Annotated in this window: 15 protein-coding genes; 2 read left to right on the top strand and 13 right to left on the bottom strand. The window is 70.6% G+C overall.

Going from position 1 to position 17,495, the window contains the following annotated elements:
• Positions 1–37: 37 nt before the first annotated feature.
• Positions 38–1,114, top strand: a complete 1,077-nt coding sequence (locus AC2D8W_RS20265) for a Glu/Leu/Phe/Val dehydrogenase dimerization domain-containing protein (protein ID WP_484673060.1) — start codon at positions 38–40, stop codon at positions 1,112–1,114.
• Positions 1,115–1,217: 103 nt separating this feature from the next.
• Here AC2D8W_RS20265 and AC2D8W_RS20260 read toward each other — a convergent pair whose 3' ends face one another.
• From AC2D8W_RS20260 to AC2D8W_RS20210, 11 genes are all read right to left on the bottom strand, one after another.
• On the bottom strand, positions 1,218–2,525 hold the full coding sequence (locus AC2D8W_RS20260) for an ammonium transporter (RefSeq protein WP_484673059.1): 1,308 nt from the start codon (positions 2,523–2,525) through the stop codon (positions 1,218–1,220).
• Positions 2,526–2,711: 186 nt separating this feature from the next.
• Entirely contained in the window at positions 2,712–3,293 is a 582-nt protein-coding gene (locus AC2D8W_RS20255) for a GNAT family N-acetyltransferase (RefSeq protein ID WP_484673058.1), read from the bottom strand.
• A 314-nt stretch (positions 3,294–3,607) separates the two neighbouring features.
• On the bottom strand, positions 3,608–3,907 hold the full coding sequence (locus tag AC2D8W_RS20250) for a hypothetical protein (protein ID WP_484673057.1): 300 nt from the start codon (positions 3,905–3,907) through the stop codon (positions 3,608–3,610).
• 147 nt (positions 3,908–4,054) lie between these two features.
• Positions 4,055–5,458, bottom strand: a complete 1,404-nt coding sequence (locus AC2D8W_RS20245) for a radical SAM protein (RefSeq protein ID WP_484673056.1) — start codon at positions 5,456–5,458, stop codon at positions 4,055–4,057.
• On the bottom strand, positions 5,406–6,173 hold the full coding sequence (locus tag AC2D8W_RS20240) for a prolipoprotein diacylglyceryl transferase family protein (RefSeq protein ID WP_484673055.1): 768 nt from the start codon (positions 6,171–6,173) through the stop codon (positions 5,406–5,408). The genes AC2D8W_RS20245 and AC2D8W_RS20240 overlap by 53 nt, the downstream gene beginning before the upstream one ends.
• 31 nt (positions 6,174–6,204) lie before the next feature.
• On the bottom strand, positions 6,205–7,365 hold the full coding sequence (locus tag AC2D8W_RS20235) for a sensor histidine kinase (RefSeq protein WP_484673054.1): 1,161 nt from the start codon (positions 7,363–7,365) through the stop codon (positions 6,205–6,207).
• A complete protein-coding gene (locus AC2D8W_RS20230) occupies positions 7,362–8,864 on the bottom strand; it encodes a DUF7125 family protein (RefSeq protein WP_484673053.1) in 1,503 nt (500 codons plus the stop codon). The genes AC2D8W_RS20235 and AC2D8W_RS20230 overlap by 4 nt, the downstream gene beginning before the upstream one ends.
• Before the next feature lie 87 nt (positions 8,865–8,951).
• Positions 8,952–10,283: an MFS transporter gene (locus AC2D8W_RS20225; RefSeq protein WP_484673052.1), complete on the bottom strand. Its 1,332-nt coding sequence runs from the start codon at positions 10,281–10,283 to the stop codon at positions 8,952–8,954.
• A 271-nt stretch (positions 10,284–10,554) separates the two neighbouring features.
• Positions 10,555–11,712, bottom strand: coding sequence for an MFS transporter (locus AC2D8W_RS20220; RefSeq protein ID WP_484673051.1), 1,158 nt, complete (start codon positions 11,710–11,712; stop codon positions 10,555–10,557).
• Positions 11,713–11,920: 208 nt separating this feature from the next.
• Entirely contained in the window at positions 11,921–12,535 is a 615-nt protein-coding gene (locus AC2D8W_RS20215; RefSeq protein ID WP_293479195.1) for a DUF6134 family protein, read from the bottom strand.
• Positions 12,536–12,686: 151 nt separating this feature from the next.
• Positions 12,687–13,565 carry a transglutaminase family protein gene (locus tag AC2D8W_RS20210; protein ID WP_484673050.1) on the bottom strand — a complete coding sequence of 293 codons (879 nt, stop codon included), beginning with the start codon at positions 13,563–13,565 and terminating at the stop codon, positions 12,687–12,689.
• A 79-nt stretch (positions 13,566–13,644) separates the two neighbouring features.
• On the opposite strand from AC2D8W_RS20210, the gene AC2D8W_RS20205 reads away from it, so the two are divergent.
• The gene (locus tag AC2D8W_RS20205; protein ID WP_484673049.1) at positions 13,645–15,240 is read left to right on the top strand and encodes a phytoene desaturase family protein; all 1,596 of its coding nucleotides are present in this window, start codon (positions 13,645–13,647) and stop codon (positions 15,238–15,240) included.
• Here AC2D8W_RS20205 and AC2D8W_RS20200 read toward each other — a convergent pair.
• The gene (locus tag AC2D8W_RS20200) at positions 15,212–17,038 is read right to left on the bottom strand and encodes a PAS domain-containing protein (RefSeq protein WP_484673048.1); all 1,827 of its coding nucleotides are present in this window, start codon (positions 17,036–17,038) and stop codon (positions 15,212–15,214) included. The two genes, AC2D8W_RS20205 and AC2D8W_RS20200, sit on opposite strands and share 29 nt — an antisense overlap.
• Positions 17,029–17,436, bottom strand: coding sequence for a PAS domain-containing protein (locus AC2D8W_RS20195; RefSeq protein ID WP_484673047.1), 408 nt, complete (start codon positions 17,434–17,436; stop codon positions 17,029–17,031). Before AC2D8W_RS20195 ends, AC2D8W_RS20200 begins: the two co-directional genes overlap by 10 nt.
• Positions 17,437–17,495: the final 59 nt, after the last annotated feature.

The following is a 17,495-nucleotide window of genomic DNA, read 5'->3' as shown; positions in this document are numbered from 1 at the left end:
CCGCGAAAATCCTCCCCCCAGGTGCAGAGTTCGCAGCATGACCTTGTTCGATTCTCCCGCGTTCGAGGGTCATGAAGGCGTCCACGCCTTTTCGGATGAAAAATCCGGCCTAAAGGCGATCATCGCCGTGCACTCCACCGCCCGCGGGCCGGCCGCCGGCGGCTGCCGGATGTGGCCCTACGCCAGCGCCGCGGAGGCCCTGGACGACGCGCTGAAGCTCAGCCGCGCCATGTCGTACAAGAACGCCATGGCCGACCTGGACCTGGGCGGCGGCAAGAGCGTGATCATCGGGGATTCCCGGACCCAGAAAACTCCGGCCATGTTCGAGGCCTTCGGCCGGGCGGTCGAGGACGTCGGCGGCAAGTACTGGACCGCCGAGGACGTCGGCGTCTCGGTCGCCGACCTGCAGCACGCCCGCCGGCGTACCCGCTACGTCGCCGGCCTCGAGGGGCACCCCGCCGCCTCCGGCGACCCCAGCCCGGTGACCGCCGAAGGCGTGTTCCGTGGCGTGCGCCTCTGCGTCCGCCGCGCGCTGAACCGCGAGCTGGACGGCGTGCGGGTGGCGATCCAGGGCGTCGGCAACGTCGGCGGCTACCTGGCCAGGAAGCTGCACGCCGCCGGCGCCCGGCTCGTGCTGACGGACGTCAACGGCGAGGCGCTGCGCCGCGTGGCCGCCGAGACCGGGGCCGAGATCGTGCCGCCGTCCGCGATCTTCGACGCCGACGTGGACGTCTTCGCCCCCTGCGCGCTGGGCGGCGCCGTCAGCCTGGACACCCTGCCGCGCATCCGCGCCCGCATCATCGCCGGCGGGGCCAACAACCAGCTGGCGGACGCCGAGGCCGGCCTGGAGCTCTTCCGCCGCGGGATCCTCTACGCGCCGGACTACGTCATCAACGGCGGCGGCATCATCAACGTGGCGGGCGAGATCCGCGCGCTGGACCGTGGCGAGGCCTTCGATCCGGCCTGGGTCGACCAGAAGCTCGACCGCCTGGCGCTCACCCTGGAGGAGGTGCTGGAGCAGGCCCGGGTGGAGCGCCGGCCGAGCCACGAGGTCGCCAACGAGATCGCTCGCGCCCGCATCCTGGGCGCCTCGGCCCGGCAGGCGGCCGCCTGAGGGCCGGCGGCCGTGTTCAGGCGCTGATCGGCTCTGGAAGACGGGCCACGCGAACGTCCGCGCGATCTCTGCCGTGAAGTGCGGCGGCGGGGCGGACGCAGCGCTAGTTCTGGTACGCCCGCTCGCCGTGGGTGGACATGTCGAGGCCGTCCTCGATGGCTTCGGGCGAGGCGCGCAGGCCCACCGTCGCGCGGCAGAGGAACAGGATCGCCGCCGAGGCGACCGCCGACCAGGCGCAGACCGCGGCCACGCCCAGGACCTGCACGCCCGCCTGGGCGCCCATGTCCATGCCCTCCGCATAGCCGGCGCCGCCGAACATCGGCGAGGCGAGCACGGCCACCAGCAGCGTCCCCAGGATGCCGCCCACGCCGTGGACGGCGAAGACGTCGAGGCTGTCGTCCAGCTTGAGGCGATGCTTCACGAGTTCGACGGCGTGCAGGCAGACGACGCTGGCGAGCGCGCCCAGGACGACCCCGCCGACCGGTCCCACGAAGCCCGAGGCCGGCGTGACGGTGGCCAGGCCCGCTACCACGCCCGTGACCACGCCCACCATGCTGGCGCGGCCGAAGCGGATCTTCTCGATCACCGCCCAGACGAGGCCGGCGGTCGAGGCGGAGAGATGGGTGGCCACCAGGGCCGAGCCGGCCGCGGCGTCCGCCGCCAGCGCCGAGCCGGCGTTGAAGCCATACCAGCCGACCCAGAGCATGCCCGCGCCCATCATGGTCATGCCGGGGTTGTGCGGCGGGTGCAGCTCCTTCGGGAAGCCGTCGCGCGGGCCCAGCATGGCCACGGCGACCAGCGACGAGATGCCGGCCGTGGCGTGCACCACCAGCCCGCCGGCGTAGTCCATGACCTTGAGGCCGGCGAGCCAGCCGCCGCCCCACACCCAATGGCAGACGGGCGCGTAGACCAGCAGCAGCCACAGGCCCGAGAAAAGCAGGACCGCGCCGAACTTGATCCGCTCAACGTAGGCGCCGACGATGAGGGCCGGCGTGATGATCGCGAAGGTCATCTGGAAGGCGAAGAAGACGGTCTCGGGCAGCGTGCCCGACACCGCTTCGCGGCCGCCGGGCAGGCCGAACTTGGCCAGGTCGCCGACGATCGGGTTCGCACCCGAGAAGGCCAGGCTGTAGCCGCCCAGGAGCCACAGCACCGAGCCGAGGCAGGCGATGGCCACGCAGTGCATCATCACGCTGAGCGCGTTCTTCGACCGCACCAGGCCCGCGTAGAACAGGGCCAGACCGGGCAGCGTCATGAACAGCACCAGCGCGGTCGCCGCCAGGATCCAGGCGGTGTTGGCGGGATCGGCGGCCGGCGGCGCGGCGGGCGCCGCCGCCTGGGCGTGGGCGATGCCCGCGCCTGCCGCGAAAACGAGCGTCGAAAGTCCGGCCAGCCCCATCGCACGGCGCATCGGATCGTCCCCTTCGCCCGCGCCGCCGGCGGTTGATCCGCCAATCTGCCTATGCGCCGGGCAAGCCCTGCATAGGGCGTGGGCAGACGCCCGGTCGACCGCCCGCCGGACAGGCGCCGGGTTGACGCCGGACTTCAATCGCGGATCGCCGATTTTTCGGGCAGGTCGTGCCGAAATGCTGGGCAATCACGCGCTGTGGCCCGGCCTCGCCCGCCAGGCCTCGCGGGTCAGCCGCCACGTCTCGCGCAAGCCCGGCCCGCTCACATAGACGTTCGGCGTCACGTCGATGAGCTGCGCGCCCTGCTTCTCCTTGATGCGGCGCGAGCCGTGGTTCGCCTGGGCGTTGGTCAGCCACAGCTCTGGCCAGTCCAGGACCTCGAAGGCGTAGCGGGTCACCGCCTCGGCGGCCTCGAACATCAGTCCCCGCCCGTGGAGCCGCGGATCGAGCCAGAAGCCGCGATTGTCCCGCGTCGTCTCGTCGCCGGGCCACAGGTCGATGCGCCCGCGCAGCTCGTCCGAGCCCCGGAGGGTGATGGCCCAGAACATCTTCTCGCCCCGCGCCCGCTGGGCGAGGCAGTCGGCCATGTTCGTGGCGGCGCCGTCGTCGGGGTAGGGCCACGGCACCTGGGCGTTCAGGTGGCGGACGACGTCCCACTGCGGGAAGATCCGCTGGATCGCGGGAACGTCGTCCTCGCGCAGGGGGCGCAGGACGAGCCGCCGGGTCTCCAGCGTCGGCGTGGGGGGCAGAGGGGTTCGCATCTCGGTCATTTTCGATCCTGGTCGAAAGATGCCGGAAGCCGGGGAGCGCCTTCCTGTGGTCCGCACGAGCCCCGGCCGATCCGGCAGGGCTCTGGAGGGGAAGGCTAGATCGCGCGCACGCGGCCGTCCCGGAGCCCCACGAGGGTGGCTTCGTTGCAGCGGGACGGATTTGCGCCGGCGCGGACCATTGACGCGGCCATAGCACAGCCAGGGTCAGCTAGCCCAGAGGCTGCCAGGGCCTCGTCCAAGACGCCATCTGCTCTCTGTGTCGGAGGAGTCGCGAAACCGGAACCGGCAGCGGCGGCGCGTGTGGAAGTCCGGCGTCAGGTCGCGGAGCCGCCGGGCGGCTCGTCGAGGCCGACGACCGGTTTCGGGGAGGCGGAATCGCGCAGCATGGAGCGGCCGATGTAGAGCAGGCCGACCCCGATCACGGTAGGGATGCCCCCGATGGCCAGCGCCAGGATCGCCACATCGCCGCCGCCGAACACGTCGCCCCGGCCGCCGAAGAGACCGCCGAAGACGAAGACACCGGTGCAGAGCCCGCAGAGCCCGGCCATCAGGCCGCCGACCGCAATCAGCATCATGCCGAAGAAGCCACGGACGGGGTTGCTGCGCTGAGTCATGGATCTCGGCTTTCACGAACGCATCTGAGCCCGTCGGCAAACACCCAAATCCCCAAGGCGATGGGCGCGAGGCCGAAGAACGAGAATGAGCGGACGTGGGGATCCTCGCCGAAGTATCCGCTCCAGCGGGCGTCTTCGCGATCCCATCTACCCTTCATCGCGCCGTCCCCGAGCCAGCGCCGCTGCGCCTGCCGCGCCCGGCCGGTAGAAGGTGTTGTAGGTGTCGAAGGGGATGATGCGGCCGTCGGGCTGCACGAAGTGGACGCAACTGCGCTTCACCGTGCCCAGATCGAAATTGAAGCGGTCGAGGAATTGACTGACCACGACGCGGAAGGTGTTCTCGTAGGCGACCTCCTGCGGCACCGCCGCCTCCGGCAGGCAGCACAGCAGCGAGGCGAGCTTCTCCGAGGTGTTCCCCTGCGCCGTCGACAGCGACAGGAGCTCGAAAACCTTCTCGCGCAGCTCGGGATAGCTCTCGAACGTCACCGTGTTGGGCGCGGCGGCTACGAACAGCTCACGCGGCAGCATGGCCGTCACGGGGCGCACCTCGCGCCCGTTGCGCAGGCCGTAGCCGATGCAGATCTGGTCGGGATTGCATGGCAGGGGGATCAGGTCGTCGAGCGCGAAGACGCCCGCCTCGGCGATCCGGCGTCGCACCTCGGTCAGCACCATCCGATGGCGTCGCGCGTCGAAGCCGTCGTTGCGGCCGGCGTCCTGGATCGGCTGGAACGTCACGCCGCGCACGCAGCGCCAGCCCAGGGCGAAGCGAACGATGTCGGCGATTTCGTCGTCGTTGACGCCCTTCTTCAGCGTGACGACCAGCGTGGTGGAGATGTTGTGGCGCTCCAGCGCCTCCAGCGCCTCGACCCGCACCCTGGTCAGGTCAGCGCCGCGCAGGGCCATCAGCGCGTCGCGCCTCAGGCTGTCGAACTGCAGGTAGACCTCGAACCCGGGCATGTAGCCGGCCAGACGCTCGGCGAAGCCCGGCTCGCGGGCGATGGCCAGGCCGTTGGTGTTGACCATCAGGTGGCGGATCGGGCGCGCCTTCGCCGCGTCAAGGATGGCCCAGAAATCGGGGTGAATGGTGGGCTCCCCGCCCGAGAGCTGCACGAGGTCAGGCTCGCCCTCGGCCGCCACAATCACGTCCAGCATGGCCTCCACCTCGGCCAGCGGCCTGTGGCCGCCGCGCCTGACCGAGGAGTCCGCGAAGCAGACGGGGCAGGTGAGATTGCAGGCCTCGTTGATCTCCACGATCGCCAGGCACGAGTGCTGCTCGTGGTCGGGGCAGAGGCCACAGTCGTAGGGGCAGCCGTGCTCGGTGCGGGTGGCGACCGCGAGCGGTCGGTCGCCCGGCTTCAGCCAGTCGCGCTGGGCCTTCCAATAGCCGAGGTCGTCGGCGATGAGGGTCTTCTGCACGCCATGCTCGCGGCAGCGCTTCTGGAAGAAGACGGCGTCGCCCTCGGCGACGATCTTTGCAGGGATTAGCGCGAGGCACGTCTCACAAAGGCTGGTGGTCTGGGCCAGGAAGACGTACGGCGCCGCCCTGCGCACGCTCGTCGGCGAGGCTGCGGCGCCAGAAGAACCATCCATAGACGGCGAGCCCCCCGCTCAGGATGTGGAAGACGTTAAACGGACCGAGCACCGGCGGATAGGGCTTCAGGAACTCCCAGGCGAAGCGCGTGACGCCGTAGGCCATGCAGAGCGCGTAGAACCCACGCCGCATGGCCCAGGCCCGGCGGCGGGCCAGCCCCTCGAGATAGAGCGCCAGGAAGGCGGTCATGGCGAGGCTCTCGTAGACCTGCACGGGATGGCGGCCGATCCCATCGCCGAGGTCCACCCCCCAAGGCAGGCCGGTCGGCGCGCCGAAGGTCCCATCGATCGTGCCGGCGAACAGGCACCCGAAGCGGCCGATGACCACCCCCAGCGCGAAGGGGCCCACGAAGACACCCCCGGTCGAACCGCGCACCCCTCGGACGGCCTTGTAGACCTCCACGCCGACGATCGCCCCGGCCAGGGCGCCCACGACGCTGTGCGACAGGGCGGGTTCGGCGCCGCGCAGGCTGTTCAGCGCTCCCGCGAGCCACGCGCCCGGGACCGCGCCGGCGGCGAGCGCCGCGAAGTAGCCGCCGCCGACCTTGCCCGCGACCTCGGACGCGAGGGCGCCGAGGCGCCATCGGTGGAGGACGAGCGACAGGCCGAACCCCGCGCCCCAGGCGGCGATGTCGAACAGCGCGTGCGCCCAAGCCGCGGTCGGAACGTGGATCATCCCGCCATCAGGTCAGCGGAATCGCCCGGGCTCAAGCCGGGCGGGCGTCCGCCTCGTGGGGGCCGGGATCGGGAGCGGGGCAGGGCGCGAGCGGCGGAGTTGGGATGGCGGCCGGTTCGGCGTGCGGGTCGAGGTGAGCTCGGATCGTGCAGACCACGCCGTCGGCCGGGTAGGAGATCACCACCTCGCCGTTCAGGTCCGACGCCAGGCCGCGCTCGATCAGGCGCGTGCCGAAGCCGGTGCGCGCCGGCGCGGTGACCCGCGGGCCGTCGACCTCGCGCCAGGTGGCCGTCAACTCCCGCCCGCGCCCGCGCGCCGCCGTCCAGGTGAACTCGACGTGGCCTTCCGGAACGGAGAGGGCCCCGTACTTCATGGCGTTCGTGGCGAGCTCGTGGACGGCCAACGCGATGGCGATTGCGGTCTTCGGCGGCACCCACACTCGGGGTCCCGAGATGCGGATGCGCTCCTCGCCCAGCCCCATGCGGAACGGCAGCGTCGCCTGGGCGGCGATCTCCAGCAGGTCCGCGCCCGACCACTGTTCGTTGGTGAGCACGTCGTGCGCCTTGGAGAGCGCCACGATGCGGGAGGTGAGCGCGTCACGGGTCTGAATCGGGGACGTCCCCGTGCGCAGCGTCTGAGCGACGATGGACTGCACGGTCGCGAGCGTGTTCTTCACGCGGTGGTTCAGTTCGTTGACCATCAGACGCAGGTGCTGCTGGTCCTGCTCCTGGCGGCTGATCGCATCGCGGAGGAACTCCATCCTCTCGCGCGCCTCGTACTGCCGACGGCGCCCGCGAAGCGCGGTGTGGACCACGCTGACCAGCGTCGTGGGATGGAAAGGGCGCTCCAGGAAACTCACGTTTCCCAGCGCTTCGGTGAAGCGCATCGCCGCGGGGTTCCGCTCCAGGCCGCCGCCGCGGCGCGCAAGGACCACGATCGGAAAGTCCGACCAGGCCGGCTGCTCGTCGATGCAGCGGACGAGTGTGGTGTAGTCTTCGTCCTGGAGAATCTCCTCGACGATCAATGCGAGGCCCGCGCCGCTCTCGAACTCCGCGCACAGCTCGGGGAGGTCGGCGCACACACGCGTAGCGATCCCGGACTCCTCGAGGATGGTCGCGGCGACTGCGGCGTCGCGTCCGAAGGGCGTAAGCACCAGCGCCCGCTCCGACCCCGAACTGTCGAATTCGGTCACGCGTCCCGCCCTTCCAGGAGTCCGCCCGATTCGCCGACAAAAACGGGAACGCCTCGCAGCACGCCCTGGAACTGCGTCAGCGGCGCCCCCAGCACTATGCCACGATGGTCGATGTCGTACTCACGGATCGTTCGTTCGTGTCCGCCCGCTCGTTTCTTCACCACGGAGATCGCACGGCGGACCTGACCGTGCGCTTCGAAGTAGCGCAGCAGCAGCACGGTGTCGGCGAGGTAGGTCACGTCCACCGGCGAGCGCATTTCGCCCACGAGGCCGTGCTGAGCGACGGTCAGGAATGTGTTGACGCCCTGCCGGTTCAGGAACTGCAGAAGCTCGTGCATATGAAGCAGCAGGAAGTGTTCCTCGGGCATCGCGGCCTGGTAGCCGTTGAGGCTGTCCAGGACGATCGTCCGGGCGCCCGACTGCGCCACGCAATGACGCACCCGCGATGTGAACTCGCCCGGTGACAGCTCCGCGGCGTCGATCTGCTCAATGATCAGGTCGCCTGACTCGCGCAGGCCGTCGATGTCGAAGCCGAAGCGTCGCGTCCGCTCCACGAGCAGCCCGATCTCCTCGTCGAAGATGAACAGCGCCGCGCGCTCTCCGCGCCGGATCGCCGCCAACGCGAAGGTCAGCGTCAGCAGCGACTTGCCGGTGCCGGCAGGGCCGAGGATGAGGCAGCTCGTGCCCCGCTCGACGCCGCCGCCCAGGAGCGCGTCTAGCCCCGCTTCCCCGCTCGGCATGGGACTTCGATCGAAGCTGGTCTTGTGCTCGAGAGACACCAGCCTAGGGAACGCGTCGAGGCCGCCCCTGCGGATGGTGAAATCGTGGAAGCCGCCGCGGAACTTGCGTCCGCGGTACTTCGTCACCCGGATCCGGCGCCGCTCGGCGCCGTATTCCGGCGCCAGTTCTTCCAGCCGGACGACGCCGTGCGCCACACTGTGCACCGTCTTGTCCGAGGCTTCGGCGGTGAGGTCGTCGAGGAGCACCACGGTGGCGTTGTGCTTGGCGAAGTAGTGCTTCAGCGCGAGCACCTGGCGCCGGTATCGCAGCGAGCCCTGCGCCAGGAGACGGATCTCGGAGAGGCTGTCGATGACAACGCGGCTGGGCTCCACGCGCTCGACGGCGTCGAGGATCATGCGGGTCGTCTCGCCCAGTTCAAGGTCCGACGAGTACAGCAGGCTCTGCTGCTGGCGCTCATCGAGCAGGTTCTCGGGCGGGGCCAGCTCGAAGATTTCGATGCCGGTCAGGTCCCAACCATGGGAGGCCGCCGTGTCGCGAAGCTCGTCCTCGGTTTCGGACAGGGTGACATAGAGCGTCCGTTCGCCGGCCGCCGCCCCCGCCAGGAGAAAGCTCAGCGCGGCCGTCGTCTTGCCGGTGCCGGGGCTGCCCTCGAAGAGGAAAACCCGTCGGCGCTTGAGGCCCCCGCCGAGGATCTCATCGAGACCGGGGATGCCGGTTGAAGCATCTTCCTGGAGCGCGTCCGCAGCGATGGCGCCCATTGTTACTCACTGGTTCAGCCTGAGGCTCGAGCCCCCACCCTTGCCCGAAATGCACATGAAGCGCTGCGGTTCCGCGCGTGCGTCGCGTCAGGCGACGCGGCGTGTCCGCGGGTCGCGCACGGCGAGGACGAGGATGACGAATGCGGCGGCGAGGAATCCCAGTGAGGCGAGGAAGACGACGTCGTAGCCGTACGCCTCGGCGACCAGGCCGCCGACAAGCGGACCGGCGGTCGCGGTGATGCTCTCGGCCGTGGCGGAGACCGCGATGCGCATCGGCAGGTCGTCGCGGTCGCCGAACTCGAGGATCATGGTGTTGGCGGCCATCATGTAGCCGCTGAGCGACGCGCCCAGGACGGCGAACGCCACGAAGATCCAGACGGGTTCGTGCAGGTTGAGCAGCATCAGGGTCGCGCCGACCCAGCCGGCGATGGCGACGATCAGCACCAGCCGGAAGCCCGTCTTGTCGCCCAGGTAGCCCCAGATCAGGTTCGAGGCGGTGTCGGCTCCGAGGAAGGCGAAGGAGAGCAGGCCCAGGGTCGCGCCGTCGGCTCCGATCACCTTGCCCACGTGCAGGATGTAGAACGGGGTGGCGATCCGCGCGGAGGTCGCGAGCATCTGCACCAGCAGGAAGAAGCCGTAGGCGCGGTCCTGGGAGATGAGGGCTGGGAATTCCCGCAGGCGGTCGCGGAACCTCGCCTCGGCGCGCACCGTCGGCGGCTCGGGCTCGCGAAGCAGGATCTGCAGCGCCCAGAGGCCGGCGCTGGTCAGCAGGAAGGCGAAGATGAAGGTCGTGCCGTAGCCGTTCCCGAACAGGTTCGGCTCGACGAAGTAGCGGCCGGCCACCCAGGCGAGCAGCGCCGCGATGGCCCCGCCCGTGGCGTTGCGCCAGGCCTGCAGGCGCCCCCGCCGGCTGATCGGGATGACCTTGGACATCAGGAGGCTGAAGACGACGCGCTGGGCCCCCATGAAGATGCCGAACATGAGGATGAAGAAGAGCAGCGCCCAGACCAGCGGCTGGCCCGAGAGGAAGAAGCCGGCGACGCCCATGCCGAGCACGGCAAGACGGCCCAGGCTGCCCATCAGGACCGCCGCGGGCATGACCTTGGTGCGGTGCTCGATCTTGGTGGCGCCGAAGATAGGCGAGATGATCCCGCCCAGCTGCTGCAGGGCGAGGCCCAGGCCGACGATGGTGTTCGAACCGGAGACGGCGAAGAGGTAGGTCGGCAGGAAGGTGGGCGCGTTGACCAGCCGGAAGCCGGTCATCCCCAGCATGCCGTGCAGGTAGTTGCCGAGGTAGTTGCGGCGCAGGTTGTCCCAGACGAACTTCTCGTACGCCGCCTCGCGCGCCGCCAGGTCGTCGCCTCCGGCCTGGGCGGCGATCAGCGCCTTGTCGTCGCTGTCCTCGAGCTTGGCGTCCAAGTTGCTCCGGCCGCGCGGACTTGTCGCCCGCTCCGGCCCCTCCCCACAGTGGCGGATGTTTCGAAGGTCCGGTCCGGTGATGGACGGTCCAGGCCTGATGCTAGAGCGCGCCGTACGCCCCTGGGAAGCGCTTTCGCGGGCGAGGGGGGTTCGCGCGCGGGGGGAGTCCGGTTTCCTGGATCGGGCGCCGCGCCGATAGTTCACCGCGGTGTCGGGGCTGGGGGCCGGGGCCGGCGCGGAACGTCCGCCGCCGGCCCCGCTGTCCGGGGTGTCAGCCCACGCCCGCCTCGGCCTCGACGCGTCCGTAGCGCCGCCAGAGCAGCGAGAACGCCATCAGCACGCCCGCCAGGCCGATCAGGATCGGCGCGGCGTAGGTTGCGCCCGCCGCGATGATCGCCGCGCCGGCGAGGCACGCCACGCCGCAGCCCACGTCCCAGCCGCCTTCCGTCGCCACGTTGAAGGTCAGCGGGCACGGCGCGGCCTTGGCCAGGTTGTAGATCGGGGCCATGAGCGCCGGGATCCAGACCGCCTCGACCAGCGCGCCCAGGGCGTTCGCGGTCACGGCCAGCCAGGGCGTTCCCACGCTGCCGGCGCGCAGCGCGAGGACGGCGAGGGCGACCACGAGGGCGATGGCGATCGCCGACCGGCCGCGCCCTGCGTCGATGTGCCGCCCGATCCACAGGCTGAACGCCGCGCCCACCAGCGCCGCCAGGGCCATGGCGCCGCCGTAGGCCGTGAAGCTCTCGCCGAGGGAGGCGAACAGGGCGATCTGCCAGACGTAGTGGTAGCCGCCGGCGAACACGCCGTCGCAGGCCATCAGCAGCATGCCTGGCCACGCCGCCTTCAGGCCGCCCGGCGACTCGGGCGGAATGGGGACCTCGGGCGCGCCGATCAGGGGCGCGGCGGCCGCCACCTGGATCGCGGCGGCCAGCAGGAAGGCGAACCAGGGCCCGCCGAACGCCAGGGCGTAGGCGCCTATGAGGGGGGCGACGATGCTGACGACGGCGGTCAGCGCCTGGCGCACGCCCACCTGGCCGCCGCGATGCTCGTCGTCGCCCACGCTGGCGAAATAGGCGTGGTAGCAAGTCCAGTAGAGGACGCTCCCGACCGGTCCGATCAGGACGACCGCCAGGAAGACGGCGTCCGGGCCCTTCACCAGCGGCAGCAGCGGGAAGACCGCGGCCTCCAGGACCGTGCCCGTGATCAGCGTGCGCCGCAGGCCGATGCGTCGCGCCAGGGGCAGCACCATGGGGCGCAGCAGGAAGCGGCCGCCGACCATGGCGGCCATGGCGCACAGCACCAGCGGCGGCGAGACGCCGGCGCGCAGCAGGAAGACCAGGATGAAGATGCCGCCGGCTCCGGCGGCCAGGGCGATGACGGTGGAATGCAGGTTGAGGCGATTGACCGCCTCATTGGAGAAGAAGCTCATGGCAGGGAACGCCTAGGCTGGTCTGCGTCAGGCAGACGATGTGCGCGTGCGGGCGCGATCCCGCGTGGGCGGGCGGCCCTTGGGCTCGACGGGGACGCTCAGCCCCTGAGGCGTTCGAAGGCGGGACACATCGTGGGCGCAGAATGCACGCGGCCGCCGCCGTTGCGCAAGGCGGATGCTGCGCCGCGGCTTCGCCGGCCGCGATGGATCAGATCCGTTTGTATTCCAGGCGCGAGCCGTCCTCGAGCTTGCCCCGCAGCGCGAGCCAGTTGCCCTGGGCGTCGTAGAAGTCGTCGATCTCGGCCTCGCCGCGGATCTGCCAGTGGCCCGGCTTCACCTGGGTGGCGGTGACCCGCAGCATCTTGCCCTCCTGCTGGTTGAACAAGGGGCGGCCGAAGTTGGCCTGGTTCCAGTGGCTGAGCGGCGCGGCGTTCGCCGGCCCGCGCACGGCGCCCGCGGGGCCGTTGATCTGCACATAGCCGCCCATGGCGCGGCCCGAGGCCTTGGTGATCTTGCCGTTGCCGTCCGTGGTGCAGTCGATGCTGGACCACTTGCCGTCGACCCAGCGCTCCACGGCCTGGTGCTTGTACTTGTAGACCGGCACGGGCCCGACCTTCACCGTCATGGAGACGTTGGTCGTGGCGGTCCGGGCGTTGTCGTCGCCCGAGAAGACGATCACGTGCTCGCCCACGCGCGTCCCGTTCCGGAAGACCTGGAAGGCGAGCCGCGGCGGGGGCGCCGCCAGCGCCGTGCCGGGCGCCATCGCGAGCCAGGCGCCGCCCAGGATCAGTTCACGTCGCGCGATCAGCAGCCGATCGGACATTCCAGCAACCTCTACCTTCACCCGCTCGCGGTAAATCTAGTGGCATCTACGCACCGATCCAGTGCTCCGGACGCGGCTTATAGCTGCGCCGTGGCCATTGGGGCAGGGGGTTCGTCTCAGGACGCGCGGCGCCGTCGCGCCCGGTCGAAGGTCAGGCGGCGGCCTGCAGCGAATCGGAGGGACGCACATCCACCTGGACGGTGAGGTGCGCCGAGCCCGGGTCGCCGTAGATGGCGCCGGCGATCGGGGCCGCCTCGGCCGGGGTGCGCGCAACCGCCACCGGGATCAGGTCCTGGCTCTCGGCGAGCGCATTGGTGGGATCGAATTCCGTCCAGCCCAGGTCGGGCAGGAAGACCTCGCACCAGGCGTGCGTCGCCCCCGAGCCCCGGACGGCGCCCGCGCCCGGGCAGTAGATGTAGCCGGTCACGAACCGGGCGGCGTAGCCCAGGCGGCGCAGCGCCTCGACCATCAGCCAGGCGAAGTCGCGGCAGGTGCCGGCCGCCAGCCTCACCGTCTGGCCGGGATCCTGGGCCGCGCCGAGGTCCCGGGCCTCGTAATCGAAGTTGTCGTGGATCGTCTGGTTCAGCCGCAGCAGGAAGTCGAGCGCGGGCTCATGGGGGTTGGCGACCTGGTCGCGCAGCCACTTCAGCAGGTCGCCCTCGGAATCGTCGGTGGCCGGTTCGATGAAGGGCGACAGGACGGCGCGGTCGGACGGCGCGTAGACGATGGGGGTGGCGGTCTGCGGATCCTCGACCCGCAGGTCGGAGAGCAGCGCCGGAAACCGCTCGATCAAAAGCTCGCTGACGATGGAGAGGTCGCGCGCCTCTCCCCGCGGGGTGAAGTTGCAAACCGAATTGCCGAGCGCATCGTAGACCCAGCGCATCTCGCCCGGCGGCGAGACCGTGAGCACCGCGTCGACGACGCGGATGGCGTGGCTGTCGCGCGGCCGCAGCAGCATGCGGTGCTGCGCGAAGGACACCGGGCGCTCGTAAGCGTAGCGGGTCTCGTGTCGTATCCGGAGCCTTGCCATCGTGCGGGAATGAGCGGCGCGGGTGGGGGTTCCGCGGGCGGCGGTTGCGGCTTCGCCTTGGCCATGTCATCCGGCGCCGATGACGTGCGATGTGATCGTGGTGGGCGGCGGCCACAACGGGCTGACCTGCGCGGCCTACCTGGCGGCAGGCGGGCTCAAGGTGAGCGTGCTCGAGCGGCGCGGCGTCCTGGGCGGCGCCGCGGTGACCGAGGAATTCCACCCGGGCTTCCGCAACTCGGTGGCGAGCTACACCGTCTCGCTCCTGAACCCGAAGGTGATCCGGGAGCTGGATCTGCATCGCCACGGCCTCAAGGTCGTCGAGCGGCGCATGGCTAACTTCCTGCCCCTGGACGGCGACCATTTCTTCGTGGGGGAGGGGGTCACGCTGTCGGAGACGGCGCGCTTCTCCGCCCGCGACGCCGAGCGGCTGCCGGCCTACTGGGACCGCCTCGACCGGATCGCCGACGTGCTGCGCGAACTGGTGATCGAGACCCCGCCGAACCTCGTCGAGGGCGGGCTCGCGCAGGCGCTGCCCGAGCTCCTGAAGAGCGCCGTGCTGGGTCGGCGCCTGTCGAAGCTGGACCTGACCGCCAAGCGCGACCTGCTGGCCCTGTTCTCGCAGTCGGCGGGCGACTGGCTGGACGGCTGGTTCGAGAGCGCGCCGATCAAGGCGGCCTACGGCTTCGACGGCGTGGTCGGCAACTACGCGAGCCCCTACACGCCGGGCACGGCCTATGTGCTGCTGCACCACGTCTTCGGCGAGGTGAACGGGAAGAAGGGCGCCTGGGGCCACGCCATCGGCGGCATGGGCGCGATCACCCAGGCCATGGCCGCCTGCTGCCGCGAGCGGGGCGTCGAGCTGCGCACCGACGTGGCCGTGGCCGAGATCCTCACCGAGGCAGGGCGGGCGAGCGGGGTGGTCACGTCGTCGGGCGAGATCCTCAAGGCCCGCGCCGTCGTCTCGAACCTGCACCCGCAGCTGACCCTCGGCCGGCTGCTCGACCCGGGAGTCCTGCCTGCGGACTTCCGGGAGCGGGTCGCGCGCTACCGGTCAGGCTCGGGGACCTTCCGCATGAACGTGGCGCTTTCCGAGCTGCCCCGCTTCTCGGTCGCGCCCGAGCCGGGCGACCACATGACGGGCGGCATCATCATCGCGCCCAGCCTGGCCTACATGGACCGCGCGTTCGTGGACGCCCGCGAGCACGGGTGGTCGAAGGACCCCATCGTCGAGATGCTGATCCCCTCGACCCTGGACGACACGCTCGCGCCGGCCGGCCAGCATGTGGCCAGCCTCTTCTGCCAGCATGTGGCGCCGGACCTGCCCGGCGGGCGGTCCTGGGACGACCATCGCGACGAGGTCGCGGACCTGATGATCGCCACCGTCGAGCGGCATGCGCCCGGCTTCGCGGCGTCGGTGATCGGGCGCCAGGTGCTTTCGCCGCTGGACCTCGAGCGCACCTTCGGTCTCTTGGGCGGCGACATCATGCACGGCAAGCTCAGCCTGGATCAGCTGTTCTCCGCGCGGCCCGTGCTGGGGGCCGGCGACTACCGCACGCCGGTGCGCGGCCTTTACCAGTGCGGATCGGGGACGCACCCGGGCGGGGGCGTCACGGGCGCGCCGGGACGCAACGCCGCCCGCGAAATCCTCAGGGACGCCCGCCGCCGTCGGTTCTGACGACCTGGACTTCCGACACCACGGCGGCGGGACAGCCCAGCGTCCACGTCACGCCGGTTGGGGCGAAGTCCAGCGAGACCTTTCCGGCCAACGCCCGCTCGATCATCACGCCGGCGACCCGGGCGCCGAAGCCCCGGCGGCCGGGCGGGCGGACGGGCGGTCCGCCGCTCTCGATCCAGGCCATCGAGAACCACGGCTGCCCATCGACCTGGGCGAGACGCCAGGAGATGGCCACGCGCCCGACGTCGTTGCTGAGCGCGCCGTACTTCGCCGCGTTGGTCGCGAGCTCATGCAGCGCCATGCCAAGGGACTGCGCGGCCGCAGGCGGCAGGTCGATGTCAGGCCCGTCGAGCAGGATGCGCTGGCCGACGAGGTCGCTGAAGTGCAGCAGCTGGCTGCGGATGAGGGCGGAGAGGCTCGCGCCGTTCCATTCCGTCTGCACGAGCAGGTCCTGGCTCGCCGCGAGCGCCTGGATGCGGTCGCTGAAGCGGCTGAGGAAGTCCTCGGGGCCCGCCGCCGCCGTCTGCTTGGCCACCGCGTCGACCAGCGTCAGCATGTTCTTGGCGCGATGGTTCAGCTCGCGCATCAGGTACTGGATCTTGTCCTCGTAGGCCTGCCGCTCGGACAGGTCGTAGAAGTGGCACACGACGCCGGGACGGCCGTCCGGCATGGTGACGCGCTCCAGCTTCCAGTCGTACGCCTCGGTAGCGTCGAGATCGGCGCGCCGTTCCACGGTGCTGGGAGAATGGTACGGCTCGCCGGTCTCCAGCGTGCGCCGGAAGTGCGCGATCGCTTCGCTGGCGAAGGGTTCCTGCCAGATCAGGCGCAGGACTTCGGCGAAGTCGCGCCCGATCAGCGGCCGGACGTTCTCGAACACCTTCTGGGCGCCCTTGCCCACCTGGGCCAGGCGGAAGTCGGCGTCGACCGCGTAGATGCCGAAGGGGGAGCTCTCGACGAGCCGGCGGAAGGTGTCGTGCGACGCCTGGAGCCGCTGCTCGGCCTCTTTTCGGTCGCTGATGTCGATCACGGAGCCTACGAACCCGGCGAACGCGCCGTCCAGCGCCCAGCGGGGCTTCGCGGAGTCGATCGCCCAGCGGTAGACGCCGTCCTTTCGCCGCAAGCGATAGTCGAGCTGGAAGGCCTCGCCGCGGGCCGACGCCTCCATGAAGATCCGCTCGGCTTCGGATGCGTCGTCCGGATGCACGGCGTTCAGCCAGCCGAACCCGAGCGCCTCCTCCGGCGTCTGCCCGGTGAACTCGTACCACGACGAGCTGAGGAAGGTGCACGCGCCGTCGGCTTCCGTGACCCAGACCATCATGGGCGAACTGTCGGACAGCGCCCGAAAGCGTGCGTCGCTCTCCATCAGCGCGCGCTCGGCCACCATGCGGTCGCTGACTTCCTCGCAGACGATCCCCACGCCGATCACGTCGCCGCCGGGCGTACGGATGGGGTAGAAGTGTTCCCGCCACTCGCGCTGTTGGCCGGGCCGCGCGGGGGTTTCGCCCCGGATCGGCACATCCCGCAGCGGCGCGCCCGACTCCAGGACATGGCGCAGCGCGGGCTCGGCGGTCGCACGCAGGTCGGGCAGCAGATCCCAGGCCCTGCGCCCCAGGTGCTCGGCCACGGAGAATCCGTTCATCTCGGCGAGGGCGCCGTTGAGACGGACGAAACGCAGCTCGGTGTCCAGCAGTCCGAGGCCAAGCGGCGCCTGCGCGTACAGCGCCTCGAGTTCGGCGAAGTGCTGGGCCGCCGCGTCGCCCGTGGGTTGCTCGCCGGGGTCGGTCCCCGTCAGGTCCACGTTGACGCCGCGAATGACGCGGACCCGGCCCTGGCGTCACGCTCGATCAGCCCGCGGTCGAGGATCCGGCGTATGGCCCCGTCGGGGCGGACGATGCGGAATTCGTGGCTGTAGCTGTCCGCCCCGGAGCCGAGATACGCCGCCGTCTGCGCCTCGATCCGCGGCCGATCCTGCGGGTGCAACAGGCTCGAGAAGCCCCGTTCGCCCCTCGGAGTCTGCGTCAGGCCATAGATGTGCAGAAGGCTCGCGGACCAGACCAGGCGATCCTCGGCGACGTGCCATTCGTAGAAGCCAAGGCCGGCGGTTGATTGGACCGCCGCGTCGTTCAGGACAATCAGTGGAGGCGCTCCGTTGGCCCGCCGTGAGCCTTTCGCCGCCTGGCGCGGCGGAGAACTCATTCAACCCGAATGCAGACCTGAGCGATACCACCGGTTGTCCCCGCGCGACCAGAAACACG

Source organism: Phenylobacterium sp. T106, from assembly GCF_057219735.1.
This window is presented reverse-complemented; position numbering and strand designations above follow the sequence as displayed.